This is a genomic window from Hydrogenophaga sp., assembly GCF_041913525.1.
Classification (GTDB): Bacteria; Pseudomonadota; Gammaproteobacteria; order Burkholderiales; family Burkholderiaceae_C; genus Hydrogenophaga.
Map to the genome: position 1 here is coordinate 33,776 of NZ_JAYSFD010000014.1, position 25,479 is coordinate 59,254.

Genomic DNA, 25,479 nt, shown 5'->3' on the forward strand with positions numbered 1-25,479 from the left:
TGTCAACGGCCCAGGATGTAGCGGCGCACCGCGCCGTTGTGTTCGTCCAGCGTGGCGCTGAAGTGGCTGGAGCCGTCGCCACGCGCCACGAAATACAGCGCGCGGGTGCTCTGCGGCTTCACGGCAGCGCGCAGCGAAGCCTCGCCCGGCAGCGCAATCGGCGTGGGCGGCAGGCCCACGCGGGTGTAGGTGTTGTAAGGGCCGTCGGTGTCCAGGTGCACGCGGCGCAGGTTGCCGTCAAAGCGTTCGCCCAGGCCATAAATCACGCTGGGGTCGGTCTGCAGGCGCATGCCGATGCGAAGGCGGTTGCTGAAGACGCCGGCGATTTGGGCCCGGTCGCTCTCCAGGCCGGTTTCTTTCTCGACGATGCTGGCCAGCACCAAGGCCTCGTCAGCCGAGCGCAGCGGGGTGGCCGGGTCTCGCTGGGCCCAGGCCTTGGCCAGGCGCTCGTCCATGGCCTGGGCCGCCTGGCGCAACACACTGGACACCGTGGCCTTGCGCGCGACGCGGTAGGTGTCGGGGAAGAAGCGGCCCTCGGGGTGACGACCGGGGTAGCCGATGAGCGCCATGATGTCGCGCTCGCTCAGGCCCTGCACGTCTTGCGTGAGTTCGGCGTTGCCGCGCAGCGCCTGCAGGGCCTGGCGGAAGGTCCAGCCCTCGATGATTTGCACCGAGAACAGCGCTTGCTCGCCGCGCGCGAGTTTGCCCAGCATGCCCTGCGGCGTGATGCCTGGGGCGAATTCGTAGGCGCCGGCCTTGATGTCGCGCGCCTGGCCCGACAGGCGAAACCACGCCCCGAGCAACCAGGCGGGCACCTGCACACCACCTTGCGCCACGCGCTCGGCCACGCGCTGGGCCCCGGCGCCAGGCGGCACTTCCACCAGCACCGGCTCACCGCTGGCGGTCTGCAGCGGTTGCTGCAGCCACCACCACCCCGCGCCCAGGCCAAGCAGGGCCCCCAACACGATCAGCAACAAGAGGTTTCGGAGGAATCGCAGCACAGGCAGGACGGCAGCAGGGTGAAGGATGACGGCGCCGGCAGCGGCACGGGCCGGCCATGATAATCGACCCCCTCGGCGTCCATCCGGCTGTGGGTGGATGGCCCATTACCCCTATCGCTCCGCCATGAACACCATTGACCACTCGGGGTTCACGCCCCTGCCCGATCTGGGGGTGATTCGCGCCCAGGGGGCCGACGCCGCCAGCTTCCTGCACGGCCAGCTCACCCAGGACGTGGCCCTGCAAACCACCGCCCAGGCCCGGCTGGCCGGCTACTGCTCGGCCAAGGGCCGACTGCTGGCGAGCTTTGTGGTCGTCAAGCGCGACGCAGAGAACTTGCTGCTGGTCTGCCCACGCGACCTGCTCGCCCCCACGCTCAAGCGGCTGTCGATGTTCGTGTTGCGAGCCAAGGCCAAGCTGTCGGACGCCAGCGCCGACTGGCAAGTGGGCGGCCTGGCGGGCGCCGCGGTGCCCCAAGCCCTGCCCGACACGCCCTGGGCCCACACCCGCGACGCAGACACCAGCCTGGTGCGCCTGCCCGCCGGTGCGGGCGTGGCCCGCGCCCTGTGGCTGGCACCGGTTGGCACGGCCTTGCCCAACGTGGCGGCCCTGCCCCTGACCCTCTGGCAATGGCTGGACGTGGCCAGCGGCGTGGCCACGGTGTCGGCACCGGTGGTGGACGCCTTCGTGCCGCAAATGCTGAACTACGAGTCGGTGGGGGGCGTGAACTTCAAGAAGGGGTGCTACCCCGGGCAGGAGGTGGTGGCGCGCAGCCAGTTTCGTGGCACCTTGAAGCGCCGCGCCTTCCTGGTGCATGCCGATGGCGAACTCGCGGCGGGCCAAGAGGTGTTTCACGAAAGCGATGCCGAGCAACCCTGCGGCACCGTCGTGCAAGCCGCACCCGCGCCGGGCGGCGGTTTCGACGCCATCGTCTCCCTGCAAGTGAGCGCCACGCAAGGCGGGGCGCTGCGGGCAGGCGAGCACGGTCTGGCCTTGCTGCCCCTGCCATACGAATTGCTCGACGACATCTGAGCGGGCCCACGCCGCATGTGCCTGATCGCTTTCGCCATCAATGCCCAGCCGGGCCAGGCCTTGTGGGTGGCGGCCAACCGCGACGAGCAATGGGGCCGCGAAACCGCCCCTCTGCACCGCTGGGCGCTGGACGACGGCACCGAGGTGGTGGGCGGGCGTGACCTGCGCGATGGCGGCACTTGGCTGGGCATCAGCCCCAGCGGGCGGGTGGCCATGCTCACCAACGTGCGCCAGGCCGTGCTGACGCAAGCCCGCCAGAGCCGGGGCCGGCTGGTGACCCAGGCCCTGCAAAGCGACAGCGCCCGGGCGCTCTTGGCCCAGCTCGACCCCGAGGCCTACGGCGGGTTCAACCTGGTCTGGGGCAACTTGCACACCGGCCACTGGCACTGGATGAGCAACCGCCACCCACAAGCCCCGCACGCCGAGCAGCGCCCGGCCTTGCACCACCGCGCCCTTGGCGATGGGCTGTATGGCCTGTCCAACGCCAGCCTCGACACCCCCTGGCCCAAGGCCTTGGCCTTGAAGGCCGCGCTGCGGGCCGCGATGGGGGCACCTGAAGAACAGCAGCAACTGGCCCACTTGGCGCCTGTGCTGGTGCAAACCACCCCGGTGGACGAGCACGCCCTGCCCCACACGGGCGTGGCCCCGGCCGTGGAGCGCGCCCTCTCAAGCCCTTTCGTGCGCGTGCCCGAGCGGCGCTATGGCACCCGAAGCACGCTGTGGATGCGCGTGCGCGAAACCCCTGGTGGCTGGCAAGCCGACCTGGACGAGTGGACCCACGACCCTGGCGCCCCTGGGCCGGCCTTGAGCCCCGAGCGGCACCGCCGCCTGCAAGTCACAGCGGCTTGACCATCTCCACGTGGGCGATGCCGGCCTCGGTAAACGGCTCGCCCCGCACCACAAAGCCCTGGCGGCGGTAGAAGCCCTCGGCGGTGCGCTGGGCGTGCAGCACCACCTCGCGGTCGCCGCGCTCGCGCGCCACCGCCATCAGGGCATCAAGCACGCCGCGCCCCCATCCGCCCCCGCGCAGAAAGCGGTGCACCGCCATGCGCCCGATCTTGGCCACGCCGGGCGCTGGCGCCAGCAGGCGCCCGGTGGCGATCACCTGGCCCAGGCGATTGAACGCCACGGCGTGAACGGCGGTGGCGTCTGCCTCGTCCAGTTCGATGGCCAGCGGAATCGATTGCTCTTGCACGAACACCATCTCGCGCAGACCGCGGGCCGCGTCACCCAGGGTGACCCAGTCGCCCACCCGCACCTCGGCCAGGGGCTCGCCGGCCTCATAGGCCTCGATGATGGCCCGGAAGGCCGCCGGAATGGGCTTGGAGGTTTGCGTGGCCGGGTCGGCGAACACGTAAACGATCTCGGCCGAGATCAGGTGCTGCTCGCCACGGAAGATGGCGCCGGTGAAGGCCATGGACGAGTTGCCCATGCGGGTGCAGCGCAAGGCCACGTCGATCATCTCGTCGGCGTGGGCCGAGGCGTGGAACTCCACCGTGGCCTTCACCACGTACATGTCGCCCTCCAGCAGCTCCATGGATTCGACATAGGGCAGTGCCAGCGCCCGCCAGTAATCGCCAATGGCCGTGTCGAAGTACATCAGGTAGTTGGCGTTGAAGACGATGCGCTGCATGTCCACCTCGGCCCAGCGCACGCGCAGGGGGTGGAAGAAGCGGAAGTCGTCTCGGGTCATGGCGGGCATCTCAGGTGTCTCCTTCAAAAGCGTGTTTCAGGGCGCGGGCTGCGTCTTCGTGGGCCTTGAGTGCCTGGGGGATGGCGCGGCCGAACTGGATGAAGCCGTGCACCACGCCGTGGTAGATCTCCAGGTCAACGGGCACACCCGCCAGGCGCAGGCGGTCGGCCATGGCAACGCCCTCGTCCACCAGCGAATCGCACTCGGCCAGGCCGAACCAGGCGGGCGCCACGCCTTCCAGTTCGCGCGGCTGGCCGCTGGCGTCCACGCCGTCCAGCGGGGCAAAGCGCCAGTCGTTGCGATCGGCCGGGTCACTCAGGTACTGACTGAAGAAATAGGTGATGAGGCTGGCGTCCAGCAGGAAGCCCTTGGCATACAGGCGGTGGCTGGGGGTGTTCTGGTGGCCGGCGCAGCCTGGGTAGTACAGCAGTTGAAGCGCCAGGGGCCAGCCGGCATCGCGTGCGGAAATGGCGGTCACCAGCGCCAGCGTGCCGCCGGCGCTGTCTCCCCCAACGGCAATGCGCGAACCGTCCAGACCGAGGGCACTGGCCTCGGCCCGCAGCCAGGCCAGGCTGTCCCAGGCGTCGTTTACCGCGGTGGGAAACGGCGCGTCGGGCGCCAGGCGGTAATCCACCGACACCACCGCGCAGTTCGCCAGGTGGGCCAGGCGGCGGCACAAGCGCTCGTGCGTGCGCACGCTGCCCACGGTGAAGCCGCCACCATGAAAGTACAGCAGCACTGGCAGGCCTGGCGCTTCAGAAGGCGCAAACAACGTGGCGGGCAATGACTGCCCGTCGCGTGTGGGAATGTTCAGGTTCTGCACACGGGCCAGTTTGTGCGGCTCGATATCGAGCACGGGGGCGCCGGCCTCGTAGGCCAGCCGGGCCTTGGCCGGCGTTAGCGCGTCCATCGGGGGGTGCCCGGCGCGGGCCACGCGGTCCAGCAGACCGCGCATGGCGGGGGTGAGGCGCTGGCGGGGATCGGGGTGGTGTGACATAGGGTGCGGATTGTCCTCTTGGCGACCGGGCCGGCCGCTGCCACGCTAGTAGCGTTCGGCACCACCACACCATAAACGGAGACCCGCATGGCCCAGATCCTCTATGTGACAAACATCCTCATCGACTTCGGCGTGCTCGCGCAGCTCAAGGCCGAGTGCGAGCGCGTGGGCATGGCGCGCCCGCTGGTGGTGACCGATGCGGGCGTGAAGGCGGCCGGCCTGCTCGACCGGGTTCAGCAGGCCTTGGCTGGCGTGCCCCACTCGGTGTTTGACGGCACGCCCTCCAACCCCACCGAAGCGGCCGTGCGAGCCGCCGCCGACTTGTACCGGGCGCAGGGCTGTGACGGCCTGATCGCGCTGGGCGGCGGCAGCGCCATTGACTGCGCCAAGGGCGTGGCCATCGCGGCCGCGCACCCGGGCCCGCTCAAAACCTACGCCACCATTGAAGGCGGCTCGCCCAAGATCACCGCGGCCGTGCCACCACTGATCGCCATCCCCACCACCGCGGGCACCGGCAGCGAGGTGGCGCGCGGGGCCATCATCATCGTGGACGATGGCCGCAAGCTGGGCTTTCACAGTTGGCACCTGGTGCCCAAGACCGCCCTGCTCGACCCCGAGCTCACCCTGGGCCTGCCGCCCGTGCTCACGGCGGCCACCGGCATGGACGCCATCGCGCACTGCATGGAAACCTATATGTCGGCGGCCTTCAACCCGCCAGCCGATGGCATTGCGCTGGACGGTCTCATGCGCGGCTGGGCCCACATCGAGCGCGCCACCCGCAACGGCCAAGACCGCGAGGCCCGCCTGAACATGATGAGCGCCAGCATGCAGGGCGCCATGGCTTTCCAGAAGGGCCTGGGTTGCGTGCACAGCCTCAGCCACAGCCTGGGGGGTGCCAACCCGCGCCTGCACCACGGCACGCTCAATGCGGTGTTTCTGCCGGCGGTGATTCGCTTCAATGCCGAGGCCCCGCACATGCAGCGCGAGCAGCGCCTTCAACGCATGGCCTGGGCCATGGGCTTGACCAGCGGCAGCGACGTGGCCGAAGCGGTGCGCGACATGAGCGCGCGCCTGGGCCTGCCCAGCGGCCTGGACGCCATGGGCGTGGGGCCAGAACTGTACGACCGCGTGATTCAAGGCGCCATGGCCGACCACTGCCACACCACCAACCCGCGCTTGGCCAGCGCCGACGACTACCGATTGATGCTGGAGGCCTCTCGCTAAGCGGCGCCCTACACCCCCGCCCACACTGACCAAGGCCCCAGGCCCGGTACCGCGAAAGCGGCCCGGGCCTGGGGCCTTTTTGCGCCTACGGATGCCCCCTGGGCAAACCCGTAGAACGCCTGCATTGAGACATTGATAAGTGTTTCATGACCGCTTCGTGATTGGGCGATTGACCTGCCCATGCAAACTCCGCACTCGAACGGCAATGCATTAGGCAAAAGACGAAAGCCTTGTATTGCAATTTCCAACAAACAAAGCCATTGGAGTCAATGCATGTCCATCCAAGTCTCCGTTCCTGCCAACAAAGAAACGCCGCTAACCGCCCGAGAAGCCGAAATCCTAGATTTGATCGCACAAGGCTATACCTCCAAGGAAATTGCCCGAAAACTGGACATTAGCCCCTATACCGTCAACACACATCGTGACAACCTACGGCGAAAGCTCGGCGTTCACAATGGCGCCCAACTTGCATATTGCCAGGCCACTCGCAACAGCCGACCCATGGCGATTCAAGACAGCATGAACAGCATCAATCAGGCCGAGTCCCGCTAACCCCGATTGCGGATATGAATTGATCAAGAATCCCTTGCCCATGCGCGCTCACACCTAAGCCAACCTTTCCCAGCCGGAGTGACCCAATGTCCATCGCCTTACCGTACGTTCCGAACTTGACCATCGGCGGAATTGTCGATCCGTCCACCATGAGAACGCTGCTGGCCATGTCAGAGGCAACAGGAAAAATCGATGCTGCCCATGACCACCTCAACTCACAAATATCGATGAAGCGCAGCCTCGAGATGACGGCGCAGGAACTCGAAAATTTGAATATCGAGACCGAAACCCTGACGCAAAAAATGAAGGACGTCGACAAAAACATCGACCTGGCAGCTTCCAACTATGCAAAAGTACGGATCGAGCAAGAGGCAATCCTGCAGCCCCTGCGCGCCAGCACGTCGACCGTAAATGCCAATTACGAAAGTCCCGTTAATTGGATCCGCAGCGAACTCAAGACGATGGAGTTGGGTGCGGACTCGATCAAATTGAACGTGCAATACTTCGGCTTCGACAGAAACGCCCAATCCGTTGACAATCAACTGAACAGCATCCGATCATTTGTTGCCTTGTCGGGAAGAGTGTTTGGTATCAAAGCATCATCGGAACTCGCGAGTTCGGCGGTCAGTCAGGTCAACAGCCAACTGCAGACGCACGACATAGAGGGCACCCTGATCATCACCGCAACATGCACGCACCGAGACGTGGCCATGTTCGCTCCTCTGGTGCTTGACGTCGACAAAGCCGTTCGGGTGTGGAACCTCATGCACCCAGATGCGAAAGATCGCATTGTCACCGATGACTGGAGCATGTCTGAAGCCCTGTCCGAGGAGGGAACGGAAGCAGAAAAGGCCATTCACATTGTGTCGGGTGCCGCATTCGGTTCGAGCTTTGTGGGCATGGTGCACATCCTGCGAAAAGAGTCCACCCAATCCAACCAGTCCACCGCCGACTCGTCCTCTTCCATGCAGCTTCAGGCCGGCTTGGAAGGCGGCGCCTTGATCAGTTCAATTCAGGGTGGATTCGGCGTTGATCGCTCTACCCTAGACGATATCCGGCGCTTGTTCAGTAGGACAGAGATCGACTCTCACGTCACCCTCATTACAGCGGGCTTGATCCCAACGCTTTCATCAAGCGAGATCAGCACGTCAATCAAGGCGTTCACCAATTTCGATCCATCGGCCATGATGGGGGAACTGACCGCTCTTCAAACTGAAACCGACAATAGTCAGCACAACCTCCGCACCGCGGCGGATGCCGCGATGATGGGGGGACAACTGGTCTCGATGAAGAAGGCCACCATCAAGTCAGTGATGGGCAGCGTCAGCGACATCGACAGCCAGAGAAACAAGGTCATCAACGTCAACTCGATGATCACCGCATTTGAGAACTACATCACCAAGGCCACCGAAAAAAAATCCAGCGGAAGCCTATTGAACACTGGATCGCTGCCTGTTCAGTACTTCATCAAGCCCATTACAAAATCGCAGCTGATTCACATGTGGGTGAACAAGTACTACCCCGGTCAATTCCTTGAGATACAGGGAGATGACAGCCTGGCCAAAACAAAGACCACCAAGTAAGCCGATCCATCAACGGTTGCACCGGAGAAACCAATGCCATCGACTATTCCCTATTCCCCATCTCTCACGCTGGGCAGCGTCATTACGCCATCTGTCATGGAGGCACTGATCAAGATCTCACAAGCACAGGCACCGATAGATGCAGCTCAGGAAAACCTGTCGTCGCTTATTTCCCTGCGCCGCAGCTTGGACATGACGCGCCAAGAGTTGGTCGATATGCGAATCAGTCCAGCGGAGCTCGATGCCAGTCTCATCAAGGTCAACGCCGACATTGACGCAGCCGCCAGCCATTACGCGGCTGTGCGCATGGCGCAGGAAGACGCACTACTTGAGTTGCGTTCGGGCATGCCCCCGGTGATGGCCGGCCCGGAAAGCCCGGTTGACTTTAACTATGAGCGAACCCAAATCAAGCAGGTTGCCATCGGCGCCGACAACCTGAAGCTGGAAGTCCAGTACTTCTCCTTCAATGAGAACGCTCAGGATGCTCACAACCAACTCAACAAAGTGCGCAGCTTCATCACTGCAAGCGCATCAACCGCGGGCTCTGACGCCAATGGAGCCTCCCTGGAAGTGGCCAATGCGGCCACCGAGCAGATCAGCCAGCAAATCTCCAACCACAACATCGCCGGCACCCTGGTGATTGCGGCCTCTTGCACGCACCGCAACGCCAGCATGCTGGCCCCTCTCTACCTGGATGTGGACAAGGCCATTCGGGTCTGGAATGCGGTCTACAGGTCCGACGACACCAAGATCCGCACAGATTCCAAGTCGCTCGCCACCATCGTGTCCGAAGCAGGAAAACCGGAAGAGCCTGCCATGCACATCGTCTCGGGCGCCACCTACGGATCGAGCTTTATTGGCATGGTCCACGTCTTGCGCAGCGAGGACACCACCAGCTTTCAATCTGTGCAGGCTCAGGCCGGTAGCCTGCAGGCGTCGTTCAAATTTGAACTTGGCCTGGCCGGCGCCTCCGGGCAAACCGGTATCGAAAGCAGCGTGGCGAACGACATCAAAAGGCTCTTCAGCGGCCAGCAAGTCAATGCCCACGTTTCACTAATCACCTCGGGCGTGATCTCAGGCCTGGCAACCAACGAGGTGGCCTCCGCCATCAAGTCGTTCGCCAATATCGATCCCAGCAAGTCGATGGAAGCGCTGGGCAAGCTCGCCGATGCCAATGCCTCCGACAAAGAATCCTCTCAGAGTGCAGCCAAGGCCGCCCGCTCGCGCCAACTCATGGCCAGCATGCAGGCCGCCAAGGTCGAGGGCGTTCTCTCATCTCTCGCTGACATACAAGCCGACAAGATCAAGGTGATGGACGTCAACTCCCTGATGGCCGCCTTTGACACTTACATCGCCGACATCAACAACGGCAGGTGCACAGGTGTTCCGATCAACTATTTCGTCAAGCCCATCACTCGCTCGCGGTTGGCTTTGATGTGGGTCAGCAAATATTTCCCGGGGCAGTTCGATGCGCGATCGGGGGATGACAGTGAGCTGACCAAACGGGTCGATCCGACTGCTAATGACGCCCAGCCCAACCCCGCCAAGAAGTGACATCGAGGTACTGAGCGGCCATGACCCGAGATCTTTTGTCGTGTCTTGTCGCCCTGACGGAGCGACCGGAAAAGGAAATGGCCATGTGGGTGGAGCCACTGACGGTCACCCTGCTCACCTTCAGCATCGACACACCGCCGCTGATGGCTGCGTTCTTGGCAAACGTGGTTCACGAATCAGCCCAGCTACGGCGCCTGGAGGAAAACCTCGATTACACCGCCCAACGCCTGGTCACGGTGTGGCCACATCGCTTTCACCTGGCCGAGGACGACCCGGAAAGTGGCAGGCGCAACGCAGAGCGGTTCGCCCACCACCCCGAGCTGATCGCGAATGCGGTTTACTCGGGTCGGCTAGGCAATGGCGACGAGAGCAGTGGCGACGGTTGGCGCTTCCGCGGCCGAGGCTTGATGCAGCTCACTGGGCGCGGGCAGTACCAGGCCTTCTTTGAAGCCCTTCCCAACCTCATGCTGCGGGTAATCAACACCACCGGTAATGAGGCCTACCGGGCGGTGTACGACGCCCTGCTCGCCAACCCGGGTCTCTGGCCCGACCTGTTGATCGAGCCGGACTTGGCCGCGCTGTCGGCGGGCTGGTACTGGGAGCAGATTGGCGCGAATGTGCTGATGCAAGGCGACACACAAGACGCCTTTGAAGCCCTCACGCGAGCCATCAACGGCCAACTCACGGGGCATGACGCGAGGGTCGCGCTGTGGACCCACGCCCGCTCCCTATTGGCGCATCAGTCTTGATGGGAATCCCGTGGACACCCCATCTTTCCTGGCCTTCGGAGCCATGGCCATTGCCTGGTTGCTGGGTTTGTTAGGCGTGGCAGCACCACTGGACGTCCAGGCCCAGCCATTGCACAACCAGGCTCCTGTCGTGCTGGAAATCGAGGGGGACATCGAGCCCGATGCGCTGATACGGGTGAAGGTGAGCGGCCTGCAAGAATGGGCTGACAGCGAGCGCCAATCGGCCTGGCGTCTCGTGCCTCATGTCGATGGGCGCCCCCTCAAGGGAAGCTATCCCAGCGGTGTCTCGCTGCGCGAAGGTTGGCTGCAATTTCATCTGCGGATCACACAGGACAACGAAATCGGCTGGGTCGATCTGTTGAGCCCACCTGCGTTCGAACGGTTCGTTGCGTTCAGCGTCGGTCCTGAGCAGGGCGACGCCTTTGCGTCGCGGTACCACGATGGGTCTGACCGCCTCGCGCGGGTGATCGTTATACGTCCCGGCTGGGCGGCCACGGCAGCCGTGCTGGTGGTGGCTTGCGCGCTTGGGTTTGCCTACCTCGCCAAGCACACCCGCCTGCTACTTGATACCGCCGACCTGGGGGCAGATGGCTCACGCCCGCGCCTGAGCCTGGCCAAAGTGCAATTTGCCCTCTGGTTCTTCGCCATCTTCACTTCCTTTCTGGTTATCTGGTTGACCACCGGCCGAACCGACAGCCTCAACAGCTCTGTATTGGCGATCTTGGGCATCAGCTCTGGTACTGCGCTGGGAGAGTCGTTTTTGCGCAATGCCAACGGTGCCACAAGTGCTCAGCGCACCGAGCGCCAGGCCGATCCATCCAGGCCACCTGCTCAGTTCTGGGCCCAAATGAAAGACCTGGCCTGCGACGCCCACGGAGCGTCGATCTATCGCTTCCAGGCATTGGCCTGGACGGCCGTGTTGCTGGTGACGTTTGCCAGTCAGGTCTATTTCGACTTGAGCATGCCGGTGTTCGGCTCGGAACTCCTTTACCTGCTGGGCCTGAGTTCGGGCACCTACATCGCACAAGGGGTACCCGGCACCGGAAAGTGGCACGCCCCTGTCATGCCTCCGCCGGCCTCGGCCGCCCCGCCTGGAATGCCCTCGCCAGACACCACCACAAGCCCACCACAAGACACAGGCAAAGAGGCGAATGCTCGCCTGGCCGGGCTGGCCCAGCGGATGCGATCTGCAGAAGCCGACCAACCTAGGGCCCCTCCATGAGGCGCACCACCGTCGCCCCCACTCATTTCTGGCGACACTAGACTCCTAAAGTATTCTTTTAAGACGAACGAGTGCGATGGATCCAAAAACATTATTTGGCATTCAAAGCGACGAAAACACCTTCATCTTCTCCAATTGACTGACATAAGCCGCCGACAACCTGATCCATCCGCGGAAAAACCACGACCAACAAAATAACCATTTCGTACCCAATGAAAGCCAAGGGAATGAAGAAATCTGATCATACGGAGATGCCGCGGGAGGAATTCCAGTTTGAGAACTGCCTCATCCGCTGCGACACGAGGGAGCTGCTCAGGGACGGTGTTGTCCAGAAAATCGAGCGTCGCTCGTTTGACCTGATCGTCTACCTCTTGCGGCAGGAGGGACGCGTCGTGAGCAAAGATGAACTGCTCGATCACGTCTGGGGCAACCGGTTTGTTTCCGATTCGGTGATCGCGCAGAGCATCATGAAAGCGCGAAAGGCGTTGGGCATCACGAGCCGGGACCCTGGCCCAATCAAGACCATTCACCGCGTCGGCTATCGCTTCACGGGCGAGGTGCGGCGCACGCTTCGGCATGCAGCACCCAGTATCAGCGACCGCCCAGCCATCCAGATCATGTGGCTGCCCACCGACTGCGACGCGGAAGCCAAGGGCCTGGCCTGGGTGCGGCTAGGCTTGATTCCCGTGGCGGCTCACGTGCTCAGCGCCAAGGGCTATCAGACCGCGAGCGCCTCCGAAGCCCTTGAGTACCAAGCGATTTTGAAGAACCAGGACCACAACCTTCACCGCTTACTCGATCGGGTGCTGGCGCAGGGCCTTGCTCGCGCGGTCGTGGCCACCAGATTGACGAGCTGGAACGAGAAGTTCCGTCTGGACTGGGAGGTTCTGCTGGATGGTTTCTCGCACGCTAACACGATCGTCGGCGATTCGCCCGCCGAACTCACCTTAAAAGCGGCGAACGAGGTGGCGCTTCTCATGCGCCTGCACTCGACCGACCCTCTGCGCTGCGAAGATGGACGGCAGCGGTACAAAGAGTTGCTCCAGTTCGTGGTTTGTGACGCCTACCTGCACCTGCACACCAAGACCCATGCGCTCCTTGCACCAGCCGTGGCCCAAGAGGACTGTCCGATGGCGGTGGCGGCCCATTACCTGCTCACCATCGCACGTGCGGGCGATGCACGCTGCAAAGAGTTGGCCCATCGGCTTCAAGAAAGAGCCACTCAACAAGGCCAACCCGGCATCGCCGGGTGGGCGAACATGTGCCTGGGCCTATACCACTTGTATCGGATCGAGCTCGACACCGCGCGCCATTACCTTGCCCAAGCCACTCCAATGGTTCACGAGGCAGGCCTTGATGACCTTCACCCACGCGCCCTGTTGCTGCTGGCTCACGCCAGCGCCTGCCTCGGCGACCTACACGATGCGCATACCCTCTGGCGCGAAGCCGCCCAGGCGGCAGGGCAGCGCCATAACCAGGGCCTATCGTGCTGGGTGCTGGCCCAACGGGCTGAATTGCTGTACCTGCAGCGCGACCATCACGCGGCCAGCGCCGCGTACGCCGAGGCAATGGACGCAGCCCTTTCGCAGGGGCAGCAGGAACTTGGCGCCATTTGCGGCGTGTACGTTGCTCTTGACCACGCATCGCGAGGTCAACTCGACGTGTGCCGACGGCAACTTGAGCAGGCCTGGCTCGCCGCCGATCAGTCGGGCGGCATTCAAGCGAGGCTGTTCGTGCTGATGCACCTGGGCTCGTGTTATGCGCGCCAAGGCGATGCCAATGGTCTGGACCAATGTCTGATTCGCTTGGGCGCCTCGGCACTGGCACTCTGCCCCTTGGGTCAAGCAGTGTCACAGTGGTTGCAAGGACGCCGCTACCTTCTGGAGGACCAGCCAAGCTTGGCCCTTCCCCTGATTCTTCAGGCCCACCGCACACTGAGCGAAATGGGAGCTTGGTGCCCCGACGAGAGCTGGATACTGCTGGCGCACGTGGCCATGTGCGCAAGAGAGCGCCGCGTGTTGGTCGACACCCTGGAAGAAATGGAGCGCAACGACCAGGTGACCAACGTGGCCTGGCGCCGGCTGTGCACGATTGTCTTGCGGTCCATGGTCAGTTACTTCGATGCCGACGCTCAAGCCGCCTTGCAGGACATCGAGCTCGCCATTCCCTTGGCGCGAAACACCAGCCTGGCGCCGATGCTGCAATTCGCCCAGGTCTGGCTATGCCTGCTCAGCGAGCGCCCTCAGGCACTGGACGCTCTCGCGGGCGCAGGAGACTGGGTGGTCCACACGCGAGAAGGCCGTTACTTGCAGGCGGTGCTACAGGACCACCACCGCTGGACCTGGCGTCCTCGTCAGTTGCCCTTGATGCTCACCAGTGGCAGTGGCGGCGGGGTGTACAGCCACCTGATCGCTGACCTGGGTGACGAAGAGCCCACCCGGTACGTGGACCACCTGCCCCTGCCCATCTGAATGCCACCGGAGACATCAGATGAGTAGCACACCCTTCACCATTGCCCCAATGCACGATGGCGACCGCCAGGCGTTTGTTCACTTTGAGCTGCGCAACCGCCCAGCGTTCGAGCGCTACAACCGCGCTCGTTCCCCACACCACTACACCCCCGCAGGACTTGACGAGGCGTTCGGCAGACTGCTGTCCCGGCAGTCCGTCGGTCAGTTGCACATCTGGGTGGCGCGGCACCAGTTTGGCCACTGGCTCGGCCGCGTCGCGCTGTTCGCCCATCAACAGCGGGGCCAGGCGTGGGGGCTGGTGGCTTACCAGACCGACCTGGATCACTGCCGCCTGGGCGTGGCCACGCAACTGGTGCGCCAGTGCGTGATTGAAGCCGTTGCCTTGGGGTACTCGTGGCTCGACGCCCAAGTGACGCACGACAACGAGGCCTCGATGGCGGTCCTGACCCGCTGCGGCTTCCAACACGATGGCCCCGACGAGCCCGCGGAATTGACCCGAGGAATCGTTCAGACGCTACGCCTGCGGCGCGTCGTCCAAGTGCCTGGTCCGCTTGTCTTGCACCACACCGATGTGCGCTTGACCTCTTGAGGCCGCCAGCGCCACCTGGCGCTGGCGCTCGGCCAGGCGGGCCTTTTCTTCGGCCGAACGCTGATCGTGGCAATGCGGGCAGCTCACCCCTGCCTCGTACAGGGGCGAGGCCTTGTCTTGCGAAGACAAAGGCCAGCGACACGAGCGGCACAACTCGTGAGGCCCCGGGCGCAACCCATGGCCCACGCTCACGCGCTCGTCGAACACAAAACACTCGCCCTGCCAGGTGCTTTGCTCGGGCGGCACCTCTTCCAGGTACTTCAGGATGCCACCCTCCAGGTGGTACACCTCGTCATAACCGCGCATCTTGAGCAAGGCGGTGGATTTCTCGCAGCGAATGCCACCGGTGCAGAACATCGCCACCTTGGTCTTCTTGCCGTCCTCGCCCTGCAGCCGCTCTTGCGCGTCCAGCCAAGCGGGCAGCTCGGTGAAGGCCTTGATGTTCGGGTTCACCGCGCCCTCAAAGGTGCCAATGGCCACCTCGTAGTCATTGCGGGTATCGATGAGCAGCACATCCGGGTCGCGGATCAGCGCGTTCCAGTCGGCCGGCTTCACGTACTGCCCAACCGTCTGGTTCGGGTCAAGCCCCGGCACACGCAGGGTGACAATTTCCTTTTTCAGCCGCACCTTCAGGCGGTGAAAGGGCGGGTGATCGCTCCAAGATGCCTTGTGCTGCAAGCGGGCCAGACGCGGATCGGCGTGCAGGTGGTCCAGCACCGCGCGCACCCCCTCTTCCGGGCCGGCAATCGTGCCGTTGATGCCCTCACGGGCCAGCAATAGCGTGCCCTTCACCCCATTGGCCACGCAGCATTGGTGCAGAGGCTCGCGCAGATCGGCGAAATCGGGCAGGTCAACAAACAGGTAGAGGGCGGCGGTGTAGTAGCGAGGCATGGGTGAATTATCCCCGCAGGCCTCGCCAGGATGCGCTCAGAGCGCCTCCACCCGGCCGATCTCGGGCCTGGCGAGCCAGTCGGCGAACTCGTCCGCCAACTGCTGGCTGGCCTGCACCGCTTGGGTCCATTCCCGGGCACGGCTGCGCCAGTCGGCACCGTGGCGGGTGAAGTCCGAACGATCGGGCAATTTTCCGTGGGGCAAGGTGCCCACCCAGTCCGGATCGGGGGCGAGCACCAGCATGTTGTCCAGCGCGGCGGTGCTGCGGTGGCGCTGTTTCCAGGCCTTGTCGAGCCAACCCGGCACCACCGCGCGCTGGAAATGGGGGTACAGCACCACCGGTGACGTGACCGAGGTGCGGTAATGCAGGTGCAGGTGGTAGTCGGTGATGCCGCCATCCCAATACGTACCCGGTGGTGCGCCGGCGATCGAGGGCACCGAGCGAAGCACGAAAGGAATGGAGCAACTGGCCTGCAGCGCGTCCATGAAGTTCTCGGTGCTCAGCGCCACCTGCCGCGTGCGCAGATCGCGGGTCTCGAAGGGCAAGGGCGTGCCTTCCCGCGAGAACACCACCCGCTCCAGCCAGGCTCCGAGGGCCGCTCGGCTCATGGCATTGGCCGCATAGGCCCCAAGGTAGCCCAGCGGGGTGCGCAAACGCCCTTCCCGCGCCAACAGGTGACGCCCGCGCGAGGTCACGATGTGCAGACGCCAGCGCGGGTGGTTCAGCACTTCGCCGAGGCGGTTGCCGTAAAAGCGGCGCAGGTTCTGGGCAAAAGTGGCGCTGATCTGCTCAGGGCTGGGGCGCTTGCGCCCGGGGGGCAACTCGTAGTGCTGGTGCACGTACTCGTGTTCCAGTTGCTCAAAGGCTGCCACGGGGTCGTTCAGGCAGGCGGTGGCCATGCGCCAGGCACCGATGGACGCCCCGATCAAATCAATGGGCTGGGTCGCCTGGGTCAGCCAGTCGCCAAAAAGAAAACGGTCGATGGCCAGCAACACCAGCCCCTTGGGGCCGCCAGCCGCCGCCGGAATGGCGCCCACGTGCTGAGGCTGCAGCCCGTGAGTGCGGATGTGATCAAGTGCCCGAGGGCCGGCGTACAGGCGCAGTGCTCGCATGGCCACCGATTGTGGGCCAGAACGAGCCGATCAATCGGCGGATTCGCTCACGTCGTCCTGACGCGAAATGGACGGAATCTGATCGGCCACCACGATGTCCGGGTCAATGCCCAGGATCACCCCCACTGGGTCGGGGTAGGTGTTGATGAGCAACTCGCTGCGGCGCTCATGCTCTTCGGCGCGGGCGCGCCAGGCGCCGATGTGGATGACACCTGCGATGGGCTCGTACACGTCCTTGTCGAAGGGTGCCGTGTGGTGACCGATGGCATCGATCATGCGCTTGGGAAAGCTCCACTCGCGGGCCAGGGCGGCGCCCACCTCGGCGTAGCTGTAACCGAACAGCGCCCGCTCGGTCTCGGCGCGCTTGAGGTCAAGCATCGAGACGCTGCGATCAAGTTCGATCATTTTCTCTGGCATACCCGCGTGCATCACCAACTTGCCCACGGCGTGGATCAGGCCAGCGGTGTAAGCCGTGTTTTCGTCAATGCGGATGGGCAGGGCAATGTACCGCGACAAAGCCGCGGTGTTCAGGCTGTAGCGCCAGAACTGGCTCATGTTCACGCCGCCCACCTGGTGGAAGCCGTCGCCAAGAGCGGCCGCGATCACCAGGGCCCGAACCTTGATCAGACCCAGCACGCTCATGGCTTCGCGCGCATTCGTCACGTTGCGGGTAATGCCGAAGAACGCCGAGTTCGCGGTCTTGAGCAGCTTGGCGGTGAGAGCCGGGTCTTCCTCCACCAGCATCGCGATCTTGATCGGATCCACGTCTTCGTCGTCGAACGACTCGATCAGCTTTCGCACCACCTTTGGGGCAGAAGGCAGGGCGCTGGGTCGTTTGAGGAGTTTCTCGAGCTGCATGGTGGTGCTGATAGGAGAGGTCTGTCACATGGGATATCGACAGACCTCTGATCGGCACCCTCTAGACACACTTGAGGCTTAATCACCGATAAAAGCCTGCAGTGCCTGACTGAACGACCATTCCTGCGGATCCTTGCCCAGCACGCTGTCCAAATCAACGCCCAAGGCCAGACCAACCATGTCCGGGAACGTGGCCACCATACCGGCGCGGTCCAACTGAATCTCCTCGGCCCGCGCCCGCCATGACGCCAGGTGCAGAACCCCCGCCAGCTTGTCGTAGGCATCGCCTTCAAACGGGGCGTTCTGGTGGGCCAGGGCCGACACGATCGGCGCGGGGAACTGCCAGCGCTCGAGCATGCCGGCGCCTACCTCGGCGAAGCTGAAACCGAAGGTCTGGTACTCGAACACCGAGCGGCGAAGATCCAAGGGCGGCACGATCATGTCCAGCCGCTGCACCTCATCGGGCATGCCGGTGTGCATCACCAGATCGCCCAGGGCGTGAATCAGGCCCGCCGTGTACGCACTGGCCTCGGCATGGCGCAGTAAGCCGGCGAGGGAACGCGAGATTTCGGCTACCCGCAGGCTGTAGCGCCAGAACTGTTGCAGGTTGACACCAGGCACGGCCTTGAAACTGCCGCCCAGGGCCGCTGCCATGACCAGGGATCGAACGTGGGTCATGCCCAGCAGGTTCACTGCCTCTTCAGCAGTGCCAATCTGGCGGCTGGAGCGAAAGAACGAGGAATTCGACAGGCGAAGCACGCGGGTAAGAAGCGCCGGGTCTCTGCCCACCAGCTCGGCCACGCGTTTCGGGCTGGGGTCGTCCTTGTTCATCTCGGTCAGCAATTCCGTCACGGTGCCCGACATGGCGGGCAGCGCGTTCGGACGGTTCAGGAGGGCATCAAGGGTCAGGGTAGTGGACATGTGTGAGGGCGTTTGAACGACGCACTGAGGTTAGCCTCAGCGTGCCTGTTTTATCGACCATCAGACCTGTCACTTGAGCCGCCCAGCCATCTTGGTCGGGCAACTCAGCCCTTGGTGTCAGCGCTTGCCCAGGCCTTGCAACTTGGCGAATGCAGAGGCCATCGCAGACGGTGCCTCCGGGGCCCGTTGCTGGCGCTGTCCACGCGCCGGCTCAAAGCGGTTTTCGCGCCCTGCCACACCCTCGCGGCGCGCCGGGGCGGCGTCCAGGCGCATGCTCAAGCCAATGCGCTTGCGCGCGGCGTCCACCTCGACCACGCGCACCTTCACGATGTCGCCGGTCTTCACGATCTCGCGCGCGTCGTTCACGAACTTGTGGCTGAGCTGGCTCACGTGCACCAGGCCGTCCTGGTGCACACCCAGGTCGATGAAGGCGCCGAACTGGGCCACGTTGCTGACCGTGCCTTCCAGAATCATGCCCTCGCGCAGGTCACTGATGTCTTCGACGCCCTCGTTGAAGCGCGCCACCTGGAAATCGGGGCGCGGGTCGCGACCGGGTTTCTCCAGCTCGGTGAGGATGTCCTTCACCGTGATGACGCCGAAGGTCTCGTTGGCGAACAGCTCGGGGCGCAAGGTCTTGAGCATGTCGGCCCGGCCCATGAGGGACTCAATGGGCTGCTGCGCCTTGGCCATGATCTGCTCGACCACCGGGTAGGTCTCGGGGTGCACGCCGGTCATGTCCAGCGGGTTGTCGCCGCCGCGAATGCGCAGAAAGCCCGCGCTCTGCTCAAAGGTCTTGGGGCCCAGGCCGGTGACTTGCAGCAACTGCTGGCGGTTCTTGAAGGCGCCATTGGCCTCGCGCCACCGCACCACCGCCTTGGCCACGGCCGGCGACAGACCGGAGACGCGGGCCAGCAGCGGCACGCTGGCGGTGTTCAGGTCAACGCCCACGCCGTTCACGCAGTCTTCCACCACGGCATCCAGCGTGCGCGCCAGTTCGCTCTGGTTCACATCGTGCTGGTACTGGCCCACGCCGATGCTCTTGGGGTCGATCTTCACCAGCTCGGCCAGCGGGTCTTGCAGGCGGCGGGCGATGCTGGCCGCGCCGCGCAGGCTCACGTCCACGTCGGGCATTTCCTGGCTGGCGTATTCGCTGGCGCTGTAAACCGAGGCGCCCGCCTCACTCACCACCACTTTCGTGATGCCGTCCTGCCCGGCCTTGGCCAGCAGCTTGATGAGGTCGGCCGCGAGCTTGTCGGTTTCGCGGCTGGCGGTGCCGTTGCCAATGGCGATGAGCTGCACGCCGTGCTTGCGGCACAGCAGGCCCAGGGTGTGCAGCGACCCTTCCCAGTCGCGGCGCGGCTCGTGCGGGTACACGGTGGCGGTGTCCACCAGCTTGCCGGTGGTGTCCACCACGGCCACCTTCACGCCGGTGCGGATGCCGGGGTCAAGCCCCATCACCACCTTGGGGCCGGCCGGGGCGGCCAGCAGCAGGTCGCGCAGGTTGTCGCCGAACACCTTGATGGCCACGGCCTCGGCGTTTTCGCGCAGGCGGGCGAACAGGTCGCGCTCGCTGGACAGGCTCAGCTTGACGCGCCAGGTCCAGCCCACGCACTTGCGCAGCAGGTCATCGGCGGCACGGCCCTGGTGGCTCCAGCCCAGGTGCAGGGCAATGCGGCCTTCGGCCGGGCTGGGCACGCCAGGCTGCGGCTCGCCGGGCAGCACCAGCTTGGCGTCCAGGATTTCGAGCTGGCGGCCACGGAACACCGCCAGCGCCCGGTGCGAGGGCACCTTGCCAATGGGTTCGCTGTAGTCGAAGTAGTCGCGAAACTTCGCCACGTCGGGCACGTTTTCGTCCTTGCCCGCCACCAGCTTGCTGGTGAACAGGCCTTCGGCCCACAGCCATTCGCGCAGGCTCTGCACCAGGGCGGCGTCTTCGGCCCAGCGCTCGCTGAGGATGTCGCGCACGCCATCGAGCACGGCCAGCACGTTGGTGAAGTCGCTGCCGTCCTCGCCCTTCTCGGCCTTCACGTAGGCCGCGGCGGCCTCGGTGGGGTTGAGGGTGGGGTTGGCCCACAGCGCATCGGCCAGGGGTTCCAGGCCAGCTTCCCGGGCGATCAGGCCTTTGGTGCGGCGCTTTTGCTTGTAGGGCAGGTACAGGTCTTCCAGTTCCTGCTTGGTGGGCGCGGCCTCGATGGCGGCGCGCAGCTCGGGCGTGAGCTTGCCCTGCTCTTCGATGCTTTTGAGGATGGCCTCGCGCCGGTCGGAGAGCTCGCGCAGGTAGCCCAGGCGGTATTCCAGTTCACGCAATTGAATATCGTCCAAGCCACCGGTCACCTCTTTGCGGTACCGGGCGATGAAGGGCACCGTGGCCCCGCCATCGAGCAGCTCCACCGCTGCCGTGACCTGTTGAACCTGAACGCGGAGTTCCTGCGCAATCTGCGCAATGATGTGTTGCATGCCTCGTCATGGGCCGCCTGCCCGGGGGCGGCGACCGGTCAAAAAACCGAAGCGGCGGAGTTTGCCATACGGATTTGCAGCTTACCGAATGGTCAGCTGGCCACTTTTTGCTGCGCGATCCCCTGCGCTTACCACAAGGCCATCCACACCGACAACGCCGCACCCCATCTTGTGGTCAAGGTTGACAACCCAAGCCCACTCAAACAAAGTAGTACCTTAATACTACTCATGAGACTGGGAAATGCGGTGTAGTCACGTCTTCTGCGGGATATTGGGTTTCCTTGGTGCCAATGCACATGCCGACCTGCCACTGACCGTGGAGGACCTGATCACGACCCCGGGCAAGACAAGGCTCGATCTATCGGTGGCTTATTCAAACACCGAGCGGCAGGGCATCTCCACCGGCGAGCCCTTCATCCTCCAAACCGGCCCTACTTCGTTTATCGCCGTGCCCACCCAGATTGGCGAAAGCATCGGGAACAGCGACACCTCCGTGATCACCATCGGCGTGCGCCGGGGATTAAGCTCCAAGGCAGAAATCTACGGCCGATTAAGCGCCCATTCGTCAACGCAGCGCAGCAGCACTGCCACCCAAAGCACCACCCAAAGCTCATCGGGATTTGCTGACGCATGGGTAGGCATCAACTACCAGTTCAAGAACGACGAAAACACCCCTGCCCTGCTGGGATTTGCAGAAATTGCCCTGCGGGAAAGACATCGCAACAGCAGTGCGAGTTTCAAATCGACCATGGTCGGGGCGACCACCTACAAAGCCATCGACCCCATCGTTTTCTCTCTTACTGGCGCTTACCGTTACAACCAGACACGCCAAGACGGAGGCAGGCCCTACAAGCCCGGAAATTTGATCCTTCTCAACCCTGGTGTGGCGTTTGCAGTCAATGATCGGATCACCCTCACCACGGGCATGCAATGGACGCGCCGCCATGCCGACCGCATCACCGGTCAGACACAGGGCATTCACCGCACTGCCACCGATCTGCTATTGGGCGTTGGCTATGGCTTTGACAAAGGCAATACGCTCAACACCACATTCAAGGTCAATGCCTCGGGGCGCAGCGGAGCGGAGCTTCGCCTGAACTGGCTTACCACCTTCTAACAAAAAATTGGGCGGCCAATGATCGGCCGCCCGACGGGGATTGGCAGTGCTGCAACACCGCCAATAAGGCTGGCGATGATGAAGATGATCTGCGTCGCCGGAGGCGCCTCGGACTTCTGTTTCGAGGCTTTAATTTTGCTTTTGACAAGGGAGATAAAGTGAGTAAGTTCAAACACGCCGCAATCGCATTGGCCACAACCTGCCTGATGACAGCTCAGGTAAAAGCCGATGAAGTTCAAGCAGCGGCGCCCTTCAGCCAATCAGACCTTCACGCGATTTTTGACCAAGTAGGCAGGCCATTGGAAATCGTAGCACTGTCACATCAAGAGATGAAGGAGACCGAAGGTGCCTGGGGGCTTTGGGGCGGAGTTATTGGAGGCTTAGGTGGACTCGGCGGATACAGTCTGAACACCTCCATTTCCGGATCGCCATGGTCTTGGAGCAGCGCAGCCTACTCAGCTGGTGCCGGCGCCTATTACGGTGCAACCAGTGGGCCGGTTGGCGTGGTTTGGGGCTTCAATAGTGCAATCGGCACTGGTACATTCCTTGGTGTCACCCAGTACTACGGCTGGTGATGAAGATGCCCGCAATCAAACCTATCTATCAGGCATTCACACTGATTGCGGGCGTCGTCGCCATACCGCTGTGTCTCGGCCAATATTTTTACCCGTCCTTCCCTCTGCTATTGATTGCCTCTCTCATCTTGGATGATGTGAAACGTGCAGGGAAGATAAACCCGTACCACCTTGACGCTGGTTTGAAGGTACTTTTTTCAAACAAGTGGTTGGTATTTTTCGCCTTATATCTGCTCTGGGTGCTCGATTTTGCATTCATCAAGTGAGCAGCCGAAATCCAATATTCTGCACAAGTCACATATTGAACGAATGCAGCCATCTCGAACAATTGGAATGTTCGCCGCCCTCTTGTTGCTGTTGTTGAGAACGGGAGTGCAGGCAGAAGACTTGGCCAAAGAACGACCGAGCGGAGGTGCGTTGCTCGCAACTTACTCTGCCAGCGGCATGCTGCCGCGGAAAAATTGGAAATCGCTTCGAGACGACCGCGTCGTCAAACAAGATCTCGATTATTCCTGTGGCGCTGCATCGCTGGCCACCTTGCTCAACAGCTACTACGGCCAGAACGTCACCGAGGAGGCAGTGCTCAAAGCGATGGACAAGGGAAACAGCCGCGCCAGCTTTGATGACATGGCTAGAGCGCTTACCGATTTTGGCTTTCGCGCACAAGGCTTTGCAGCAAGTTGGGAGCAGTTGGCGCGACTGAAGGTGCCCGTTGTGCTGTACGTGAAACACCGTCAGAACGACCACTTCACCGTGCTGCGTGGCATCAGCGGCGATGTCGTGTGGCTGGCGGACCCCAGTCAAGGCAATCGCACGTACAGCCGCGATCAGTTTCTGGCCATGTGGGAAACGCGCTTCGGAGCGAACGATGGCCTCACTGGTAAGTTCCTGGCGGTCTTGCCAATCGGTGCGAGCGCACAGAAGCTGGACAATTTTTTCACCCAGAAGCCGGTGCGCCAGTCAGCCCCTGCGGTGTCAACACTGGCCAACCGGTTCTGGTCGCCGTGATGGTGATTGCGGCGTTTTGCAAAACGGGAATGAAGATGACGAAACCGCTTCAACGGATGGGCATTGGGATTCTGGCGATTTGCCTGCTGGCACCCACCACGGGAGTGACTGGCCAAACGAACAGCGCGCAAGCGGTGCGTGTCGGGCTGGTGTCGAACGAATGGCAGCGCTTGCTGATGGTCAGCCGCATTGAGTTGGCACTGCTTGAGCTCCCCGCGCACTTCAAGCAAGGGCTCGATCAAGCCAAATCTCAAGGCTTGCCAATTTCGCCAGAGGTAGAGGTGGCGCTGAAGGCAGCTGCGGATGAGGTATTCGGCGCTGCTGCGCTTCAAGGTGCAGCCCTTTCCCATTTGGAGGCCAGCCTGAGCCCATCCCAACTGCGCGACTGGTTGGCGTTTTACCAGTCGCCGCTTGGCCAAAAGATGGCAGCGGCCGATGAGCGAGCGGCTTCACCGGACTTTTTGCGTTCGGTCATGGATCGTGCGCCTCGATTGATGGAAACCGTCAGCCGAGACACTGGTCGGCTGGCGTTGCTTCAGTCGTGGCTAGATGCGACTGGCGCAGTGGAACAATCCACCAATATGGCTTTGCACAGCCAACTCGCACTAGAGTGGGGCCTGGTATCGACCCTGCCGCGAACAGCCGGGATGCCAACTTTCGATGAACTCAAGAGCTACATCAACGAACGCCGTTTCGTCGTGAAGGCACATTTGGCACAGCTCGCCCTGTTGCACTCGGCGGCGGCATACCAGGATTTCAGCAACGAGGACATCCGACAGATGCTGCAACGGGCCAACAGCCCCGCCGGCCAAGCTTTGTACGTGAACTTCAATCGCAAAATGCACCGGACGTTGGAGGCACTCGTGGAGAAGGTGGGGCTGACCGCCGGCCGCCGCCTGGCAAGCCACCCCACCTAACACGCGTACAGCGGAGAAACTCCGCATCACCCCCGCAGCGCCTGGCGCAACTGCGCCCCCACCTCGGGGCGCTCGGCGAAGGGGTCGGGCGGGTTCTGGCCGGCCACGATGGCGTCAAAGCGCGAACGGGCGTTGCCCAGGGCCTTGGGGTGGCTGTAAACGTAGAACTGGTCGTTGGCCACCGCCTCGAACACGCGGGCGGCCACCTCGGCGGCGGTGACCTTGCCAGAGCTGATGGCCTTGTCGCTCATGGCGTGGCCGATGAGCTGGCTCTTGGTGGGCTTGCCCACCACCAGGTCGGCCGGGCGGTTACGCTCGCTCTGGTTGATGGCCGTGGGCACGAAGTACGGGCACAGCACGCTGGCGCTGAGCTGATCGGTGACGAGCTTGAGGTCTTGGTACAGGCTCTCGGTGAGGCTGACCACGGCGTGCTTGCTCACGTTGTAGACGCCCATGTTGGGCGGGGTGAGCAGACCCGCCATGCTGGCGGTGTTGACGATGTGGCCGCGCCAGGACGGGTCGGCCTCGGCGGCGGCCAGCATCATGGGGGTGAACAGGCGCACGCCGTGGATCACGCCCCACACGTTGACGCCCATCACCCATTCCCAGTCGCGCACCGAGTGTTCCCACAACAGGCCGGCAATGGCCACGCCGGCGTTGTTGAACACGAAGTGCGGCGCGCCAAATCGCTCTTGCACCGCCTGGGCCAGGGCCTCCATCTGATCGCCCTTGGAGACGTCCACCCGGCGGGCCAGGATGGCCACGCCGCTGGCGCTGAGCTCGGCCACGGCGCGGTCCAGCGCGTCTTGCTGCACGTCCACCAGCACCAGGTTCATGCCGCGCTGGGCGGCAATTCGGGCGCATTCGAGCCCGAAGCCCGAGCCCGCGCCGGTGAGCACGGCGGTCTTGCCCGCGAAGTTGTCGATCATGTGTTGTCTCCTTGTGTGATCTGGTGGA

General features: G+C 63.3%; 24 protein-coding genes. 15 read left to right on the top strand and 9 right to left on the bottom strand.

The window, feature by feature from the left end; all coding sequences use genetic code 11:
* Window positions 1-2: 2 nt before the first annotated feature.
* A complete protein-coding gene (mltG, locus tag ACE3RQ_RS15600) occupies window positions 3-998 on the bottom strand; it encodes an endolytic transglycosylase MltG (protein ID WP_374523027.1) in 996 nt (331 codons plus the stop codon).
* A gap of 127 nt (window positions 999-1,125) precedes the next feature.
* Between mltG and ACE3RQ_RS15605 the strand changes: the two genes are divergently transcribed.
* Together ACE3RQ_RS15605 and ACE3RQ_RS15610 are read left to right on the top strand one after the other, a co-directional pair.
* Window positions 1,126-2,031, top strand: coding sequence for a folate-binding protein YgfZ (locus ACE3RQ_RS15605; RefSeq protein ID WP_374522974.1), 906 nt, complete (start codon window positions 1,126-1,128; stop codon window positions 2,029-2,031).
* Window positions 2,032-2,046: 15 nt separating this feature from the next.
* Window positions 2,047-2,880, top strand: a complete 834-nt coding sequence (locus ACE3RQ_RS15610) for an NRDE family protein (RefSeq protein WP_374522975.1) — start codon at window positions 2,047-2,049, stop codon at window positions 2,878-2,880.
* Here the strand turns inward: ACE3RQ_RS15610 and ACE3RQ_RS15615 are convergent.
* On the bottom strand, window positions 2,867-3,724 hold the full coding sequence (locus tag ACE3RQ_RS15615) for a YbgC/FadM family acyl-CoA thioesterase (protein WP_374523028.1): 858 nt from the start codon (window positions 3,722-3,724) through the stop codon (window positions 2,867-2,869). The genes ACE3RQ_RS15610 and ACE3RQ_RS15615 overlap by 14 nt on opposite strands.
* Before the next feature lie 10 nt (window positions 3,725-3,734).
* Window positions 3,735-4,721, bottom strand: coding sequence for an alpha/beta hydrolase (locus ACE3RQ_RS15620; protein WP_374522976.1), 987 nt, complete (start codon window positions 4,719-4,721; stop codon window positions 3,735-3,737).
* 87 nt (window positions 4,722-4,808) lie between these two features.
* Between ACE3RQ_RS15620 and ACE3RQ_RS15625 the strand changes: the two genes are divergently transcribed.
* The 8 genes from ACE3RQ_RS15625 to ACE3RQ_RS15660 all read left to right on the top strand — a co-directional run bounded on the left by ACE3RQ_RS15625 (window position 4,809) and on the right by ACE3RQ_RS15660 (window position 14,665).
* On the top strand, window positions 4,809-5,945 hold the full coding sequence (locus ACE3RQ_RS15625) for an iron-containing alcohol dehydrogenase (protein WP_374522977.1): 1,137 nt from the start codon (window positions 4,809-4,811) through the stop codon (window positions 5,943-5,945).
* A 273-nt stretch (window positions 5,946-6,218) separates the two neighbouring features.
* Window positions 6,219-6,497, top strand: coding sequence for a response regulator transcription factor (locus ACE3RQ_RS15630; protein ID WP_374522978.1), 279 nt, complete (start codon window positions 6,219-6,221; stop codon window positions 6,495-6,497).
* 86 nt (window positions 6,498-6,583) lie between these two features.
* Window positions 6,584-8,080: a hypothetical protein gene (locus tag ACE3RQ_RS15635; protein WP_374522979.1), complete on the top strand. Its 1,497-nt coding sequence runs from the start codon at window positions 6,584-6,586 to the stop codon at window positions 8,078-8,080.
* Window positions 8,081-8,176: 96 nt separating this feature from the next.
* A complete protein-coding gene (locus ACE3RQ_RS15640; protein ID WP_374522980.1) occupies window positions 8,177-9,634 on the top strand; it encodes a hypothetical protein in 1,458 nt (485 codons plus the stop codon).
* A 20-nt stretch (window positions 9,635-9,654) separates the two neighbouring features.
* Window positions 9,655-10,383, top strand: coding sequence for a glycoside hydrolase family 19 protein (locus ACE3RQ_RS15645; RefSeq protein ID WP_374522981.1), 729 nt, complete (start codon window positions 9,655-9,657; stop codon window positions 10,381-10,383).
* A gap of 10 nt (window positions 10,384-10,393) precedes the next feature.
* Complete coding sequence (locus ACE3RQ_RS15650; protein WP_374522982.1) at window positions 10,394-11,605, top strand: hypothetical protein; 1,212 nt, start codon at window positions 10,394-10,396, stop codon at window positions 11,603-11,605.
* Between the two features lie 227 nt (window positions 11,606-11,832).
* Window positions 11,833-14,076 carry a transcriptional regulator gene (locus ACE3RQ_RS15655; protein ID WP_374522984.1) on the top strand — a complete coding sequence of 748 codons (2,244 nt, stop codon included), beginning with the start codon at window positions 11,833-11,835 and terminating at the stop codon, window positions 14,074-14,076.
* Between the two features lie 19 nt (window positions 14,077-14,095).
* Window positions 14,096-14,665: a GNAT family N-acetyltransferase gene (locus tag ACE3RQ_RS15660; RefSeq protein ID WP_374522985.1), complete on the top strand. Its 570-nt coding sequence runs from the start codon at window positions 14,096-14,098 to the stop codon at window positions 14,663-14,665.
* Here ACE3RQ_RS15660 and ACE3RQ_RS15665 read toward each other — a convergent pair.
* From ACE3RQ_RS15665 to ACE3RQ_RS15685, 5 genes are all read right to left on the bottom strand, one after another.
* On the bottom strand, window positions 14,591-15,556 hold the full coding sequence (locus tag ACE3RQ_RS15665) for a rhodanese-related sulfurtransferase (RefSeq protein WP_374522986.1): 966 nt from the start codon (window positions 15,554-15,556) through the stop codon (window positions 14,591-14,593). The genes ACE3RQ_RS15660 and ACE3RQ_RS15665 overlap by 75 nt on opposite strands.
* A 36-nt stretch (window positions 15,557-15,592) precedes the next feature.
* On the bottom strand, window positions 15,593-16,669 hold the full coding sequence (locus tag ACE3RQ_RS15670; protein ID WP_374522987.1) for a patatin-like phospholipase family protein: 1,077 nt from the start codon (window positions 16,667-16,669) through the stop codon (window positions 15,593-15,595).
* A 30-nt stretch (window positions 16,670-16,699) separates the two neighbouring features.
* Window positions 16,700-17,527, bottom strand: coding sequence for an HDOD domain-containing protein (locus ACE3RQ_RS15675; RefSeq protein ID WP_374522988.1), 828 nt, complete (start codon window positions 17,525-17,527; stop codon window positions 16,700-16,702).
* Window positions 17,528-17,605: 78 nt separating this feature from the next.
* Window positions 17,606-18,391 carry an HDOD domain-containing protein gene (locus ACE3RQ_RS15680; RefSeq protein ID WP_374522989.1) on the bottom strand — a complete coding sequence of 262 codons (786 nt, stop codon included), beginning with the start codon at window positions 18,389-18,391 and terminating at the stop codon, window positions 17,606-17,608.
* A 174-nt stretch (window positions 18,392-18,565) separates the two neighbouring features.
* Window positions 18,566-20,905 (bottom strand): Tex family protein, encoded by a 2,340-nt coding sequence (locus ACE3RQ_RS15685; RefSeq protein ID WP_374522990.1) that lies wholly within the window; start codon window positions 20,903-20,905, stop codon window positions 18,566-18,568.
* 316 nt (window positions 20,906-21,221) lie between these two features.
* On the opposite strand from ACE3RQ_RS15685, the gene ACE3RQ_RS15690 reads away from it, so the two are divergent.
* The 5 genes from ACE3RQ_RS15690 (at window position 21,222) to ACE3RQ_RS15710 (ending at window position 24,522) form a co-directional block, all read left to right on the top strand.
* Entirely contained in the window at window positions 21,222-22,022 is an 801-nt protein-coding gene (locus ACE3RQ_RS15690; protein WP_374522991.1) for a hypothetical protein, read from the top strand.
* Between the two features lie 158 nt (window positions 22,023-22,180).
* On the top strand, window positions 22,181-22,597 hold the full coding sequence (locus ACE3RQ_RS15695) for a hypothetical protein (protein ID WP_374522992.1): 417 nt from the start codon (window positions 22,181-22,183) through the stop codon (window positions 22,595-22,597).
* A gap of 5 nt (window positions 22,598-22,602) precedes the next feature.
* Window positions 22,603-22,863, top strand: coding sequence for a hypothetical protein (locus ACE3RQ_RS15700; RefSeq protein ID WP_374522993.1), 261 nt, complete (start codon window positions 22,603-22,605; stop codon window positions 22,861-22,863).
* 67 nt (window positions 22,864-22,930) lie between these two features.
* On the top strand, window positions 22,931-23,605 hold the full coding sequence (locus tag ACE3RQ_RS15705) for a C39 family peptidase (protein ID WP_374522994.1): 675 nt from the start codon (window positions 22,931-22,933) through the stop codon (window positions 23,603-23,605).
* Entirely contained in the window at window positions 23,605-24,522 is a 918-nt protein-coding gene (locus ACE3RQ_RS15710) for a DUF2059 domain-containing protein (protein WP_374523029.1), read from the top strand. The genes ACE3RQ_RS15705 and ACE3RQ_RS15710 overlap by 1 nt, the downstream gene beginning before the upstream one ends.
* 26 nt (window positions 24,523-24,548) lie before the next feature.
* Here the strand turns inward: ACE3RQ_RS15710 and ACE3RQ_RS15715 are convergent, their stop codons facing one another.
* Window positions 24,549-25,451, bottom strand: a complete 903-nt coding sequence (locus tag ACE3RQ_RS15715) for an SDR family oxidoreductase (RefSeq protein WP_374522995.1) — start codon at window positions 25,449-25,451, stop codon at window positions 24,549-24,551.
* Window positions 25,452-25,479: the final 28 nt, after the last annotated feature.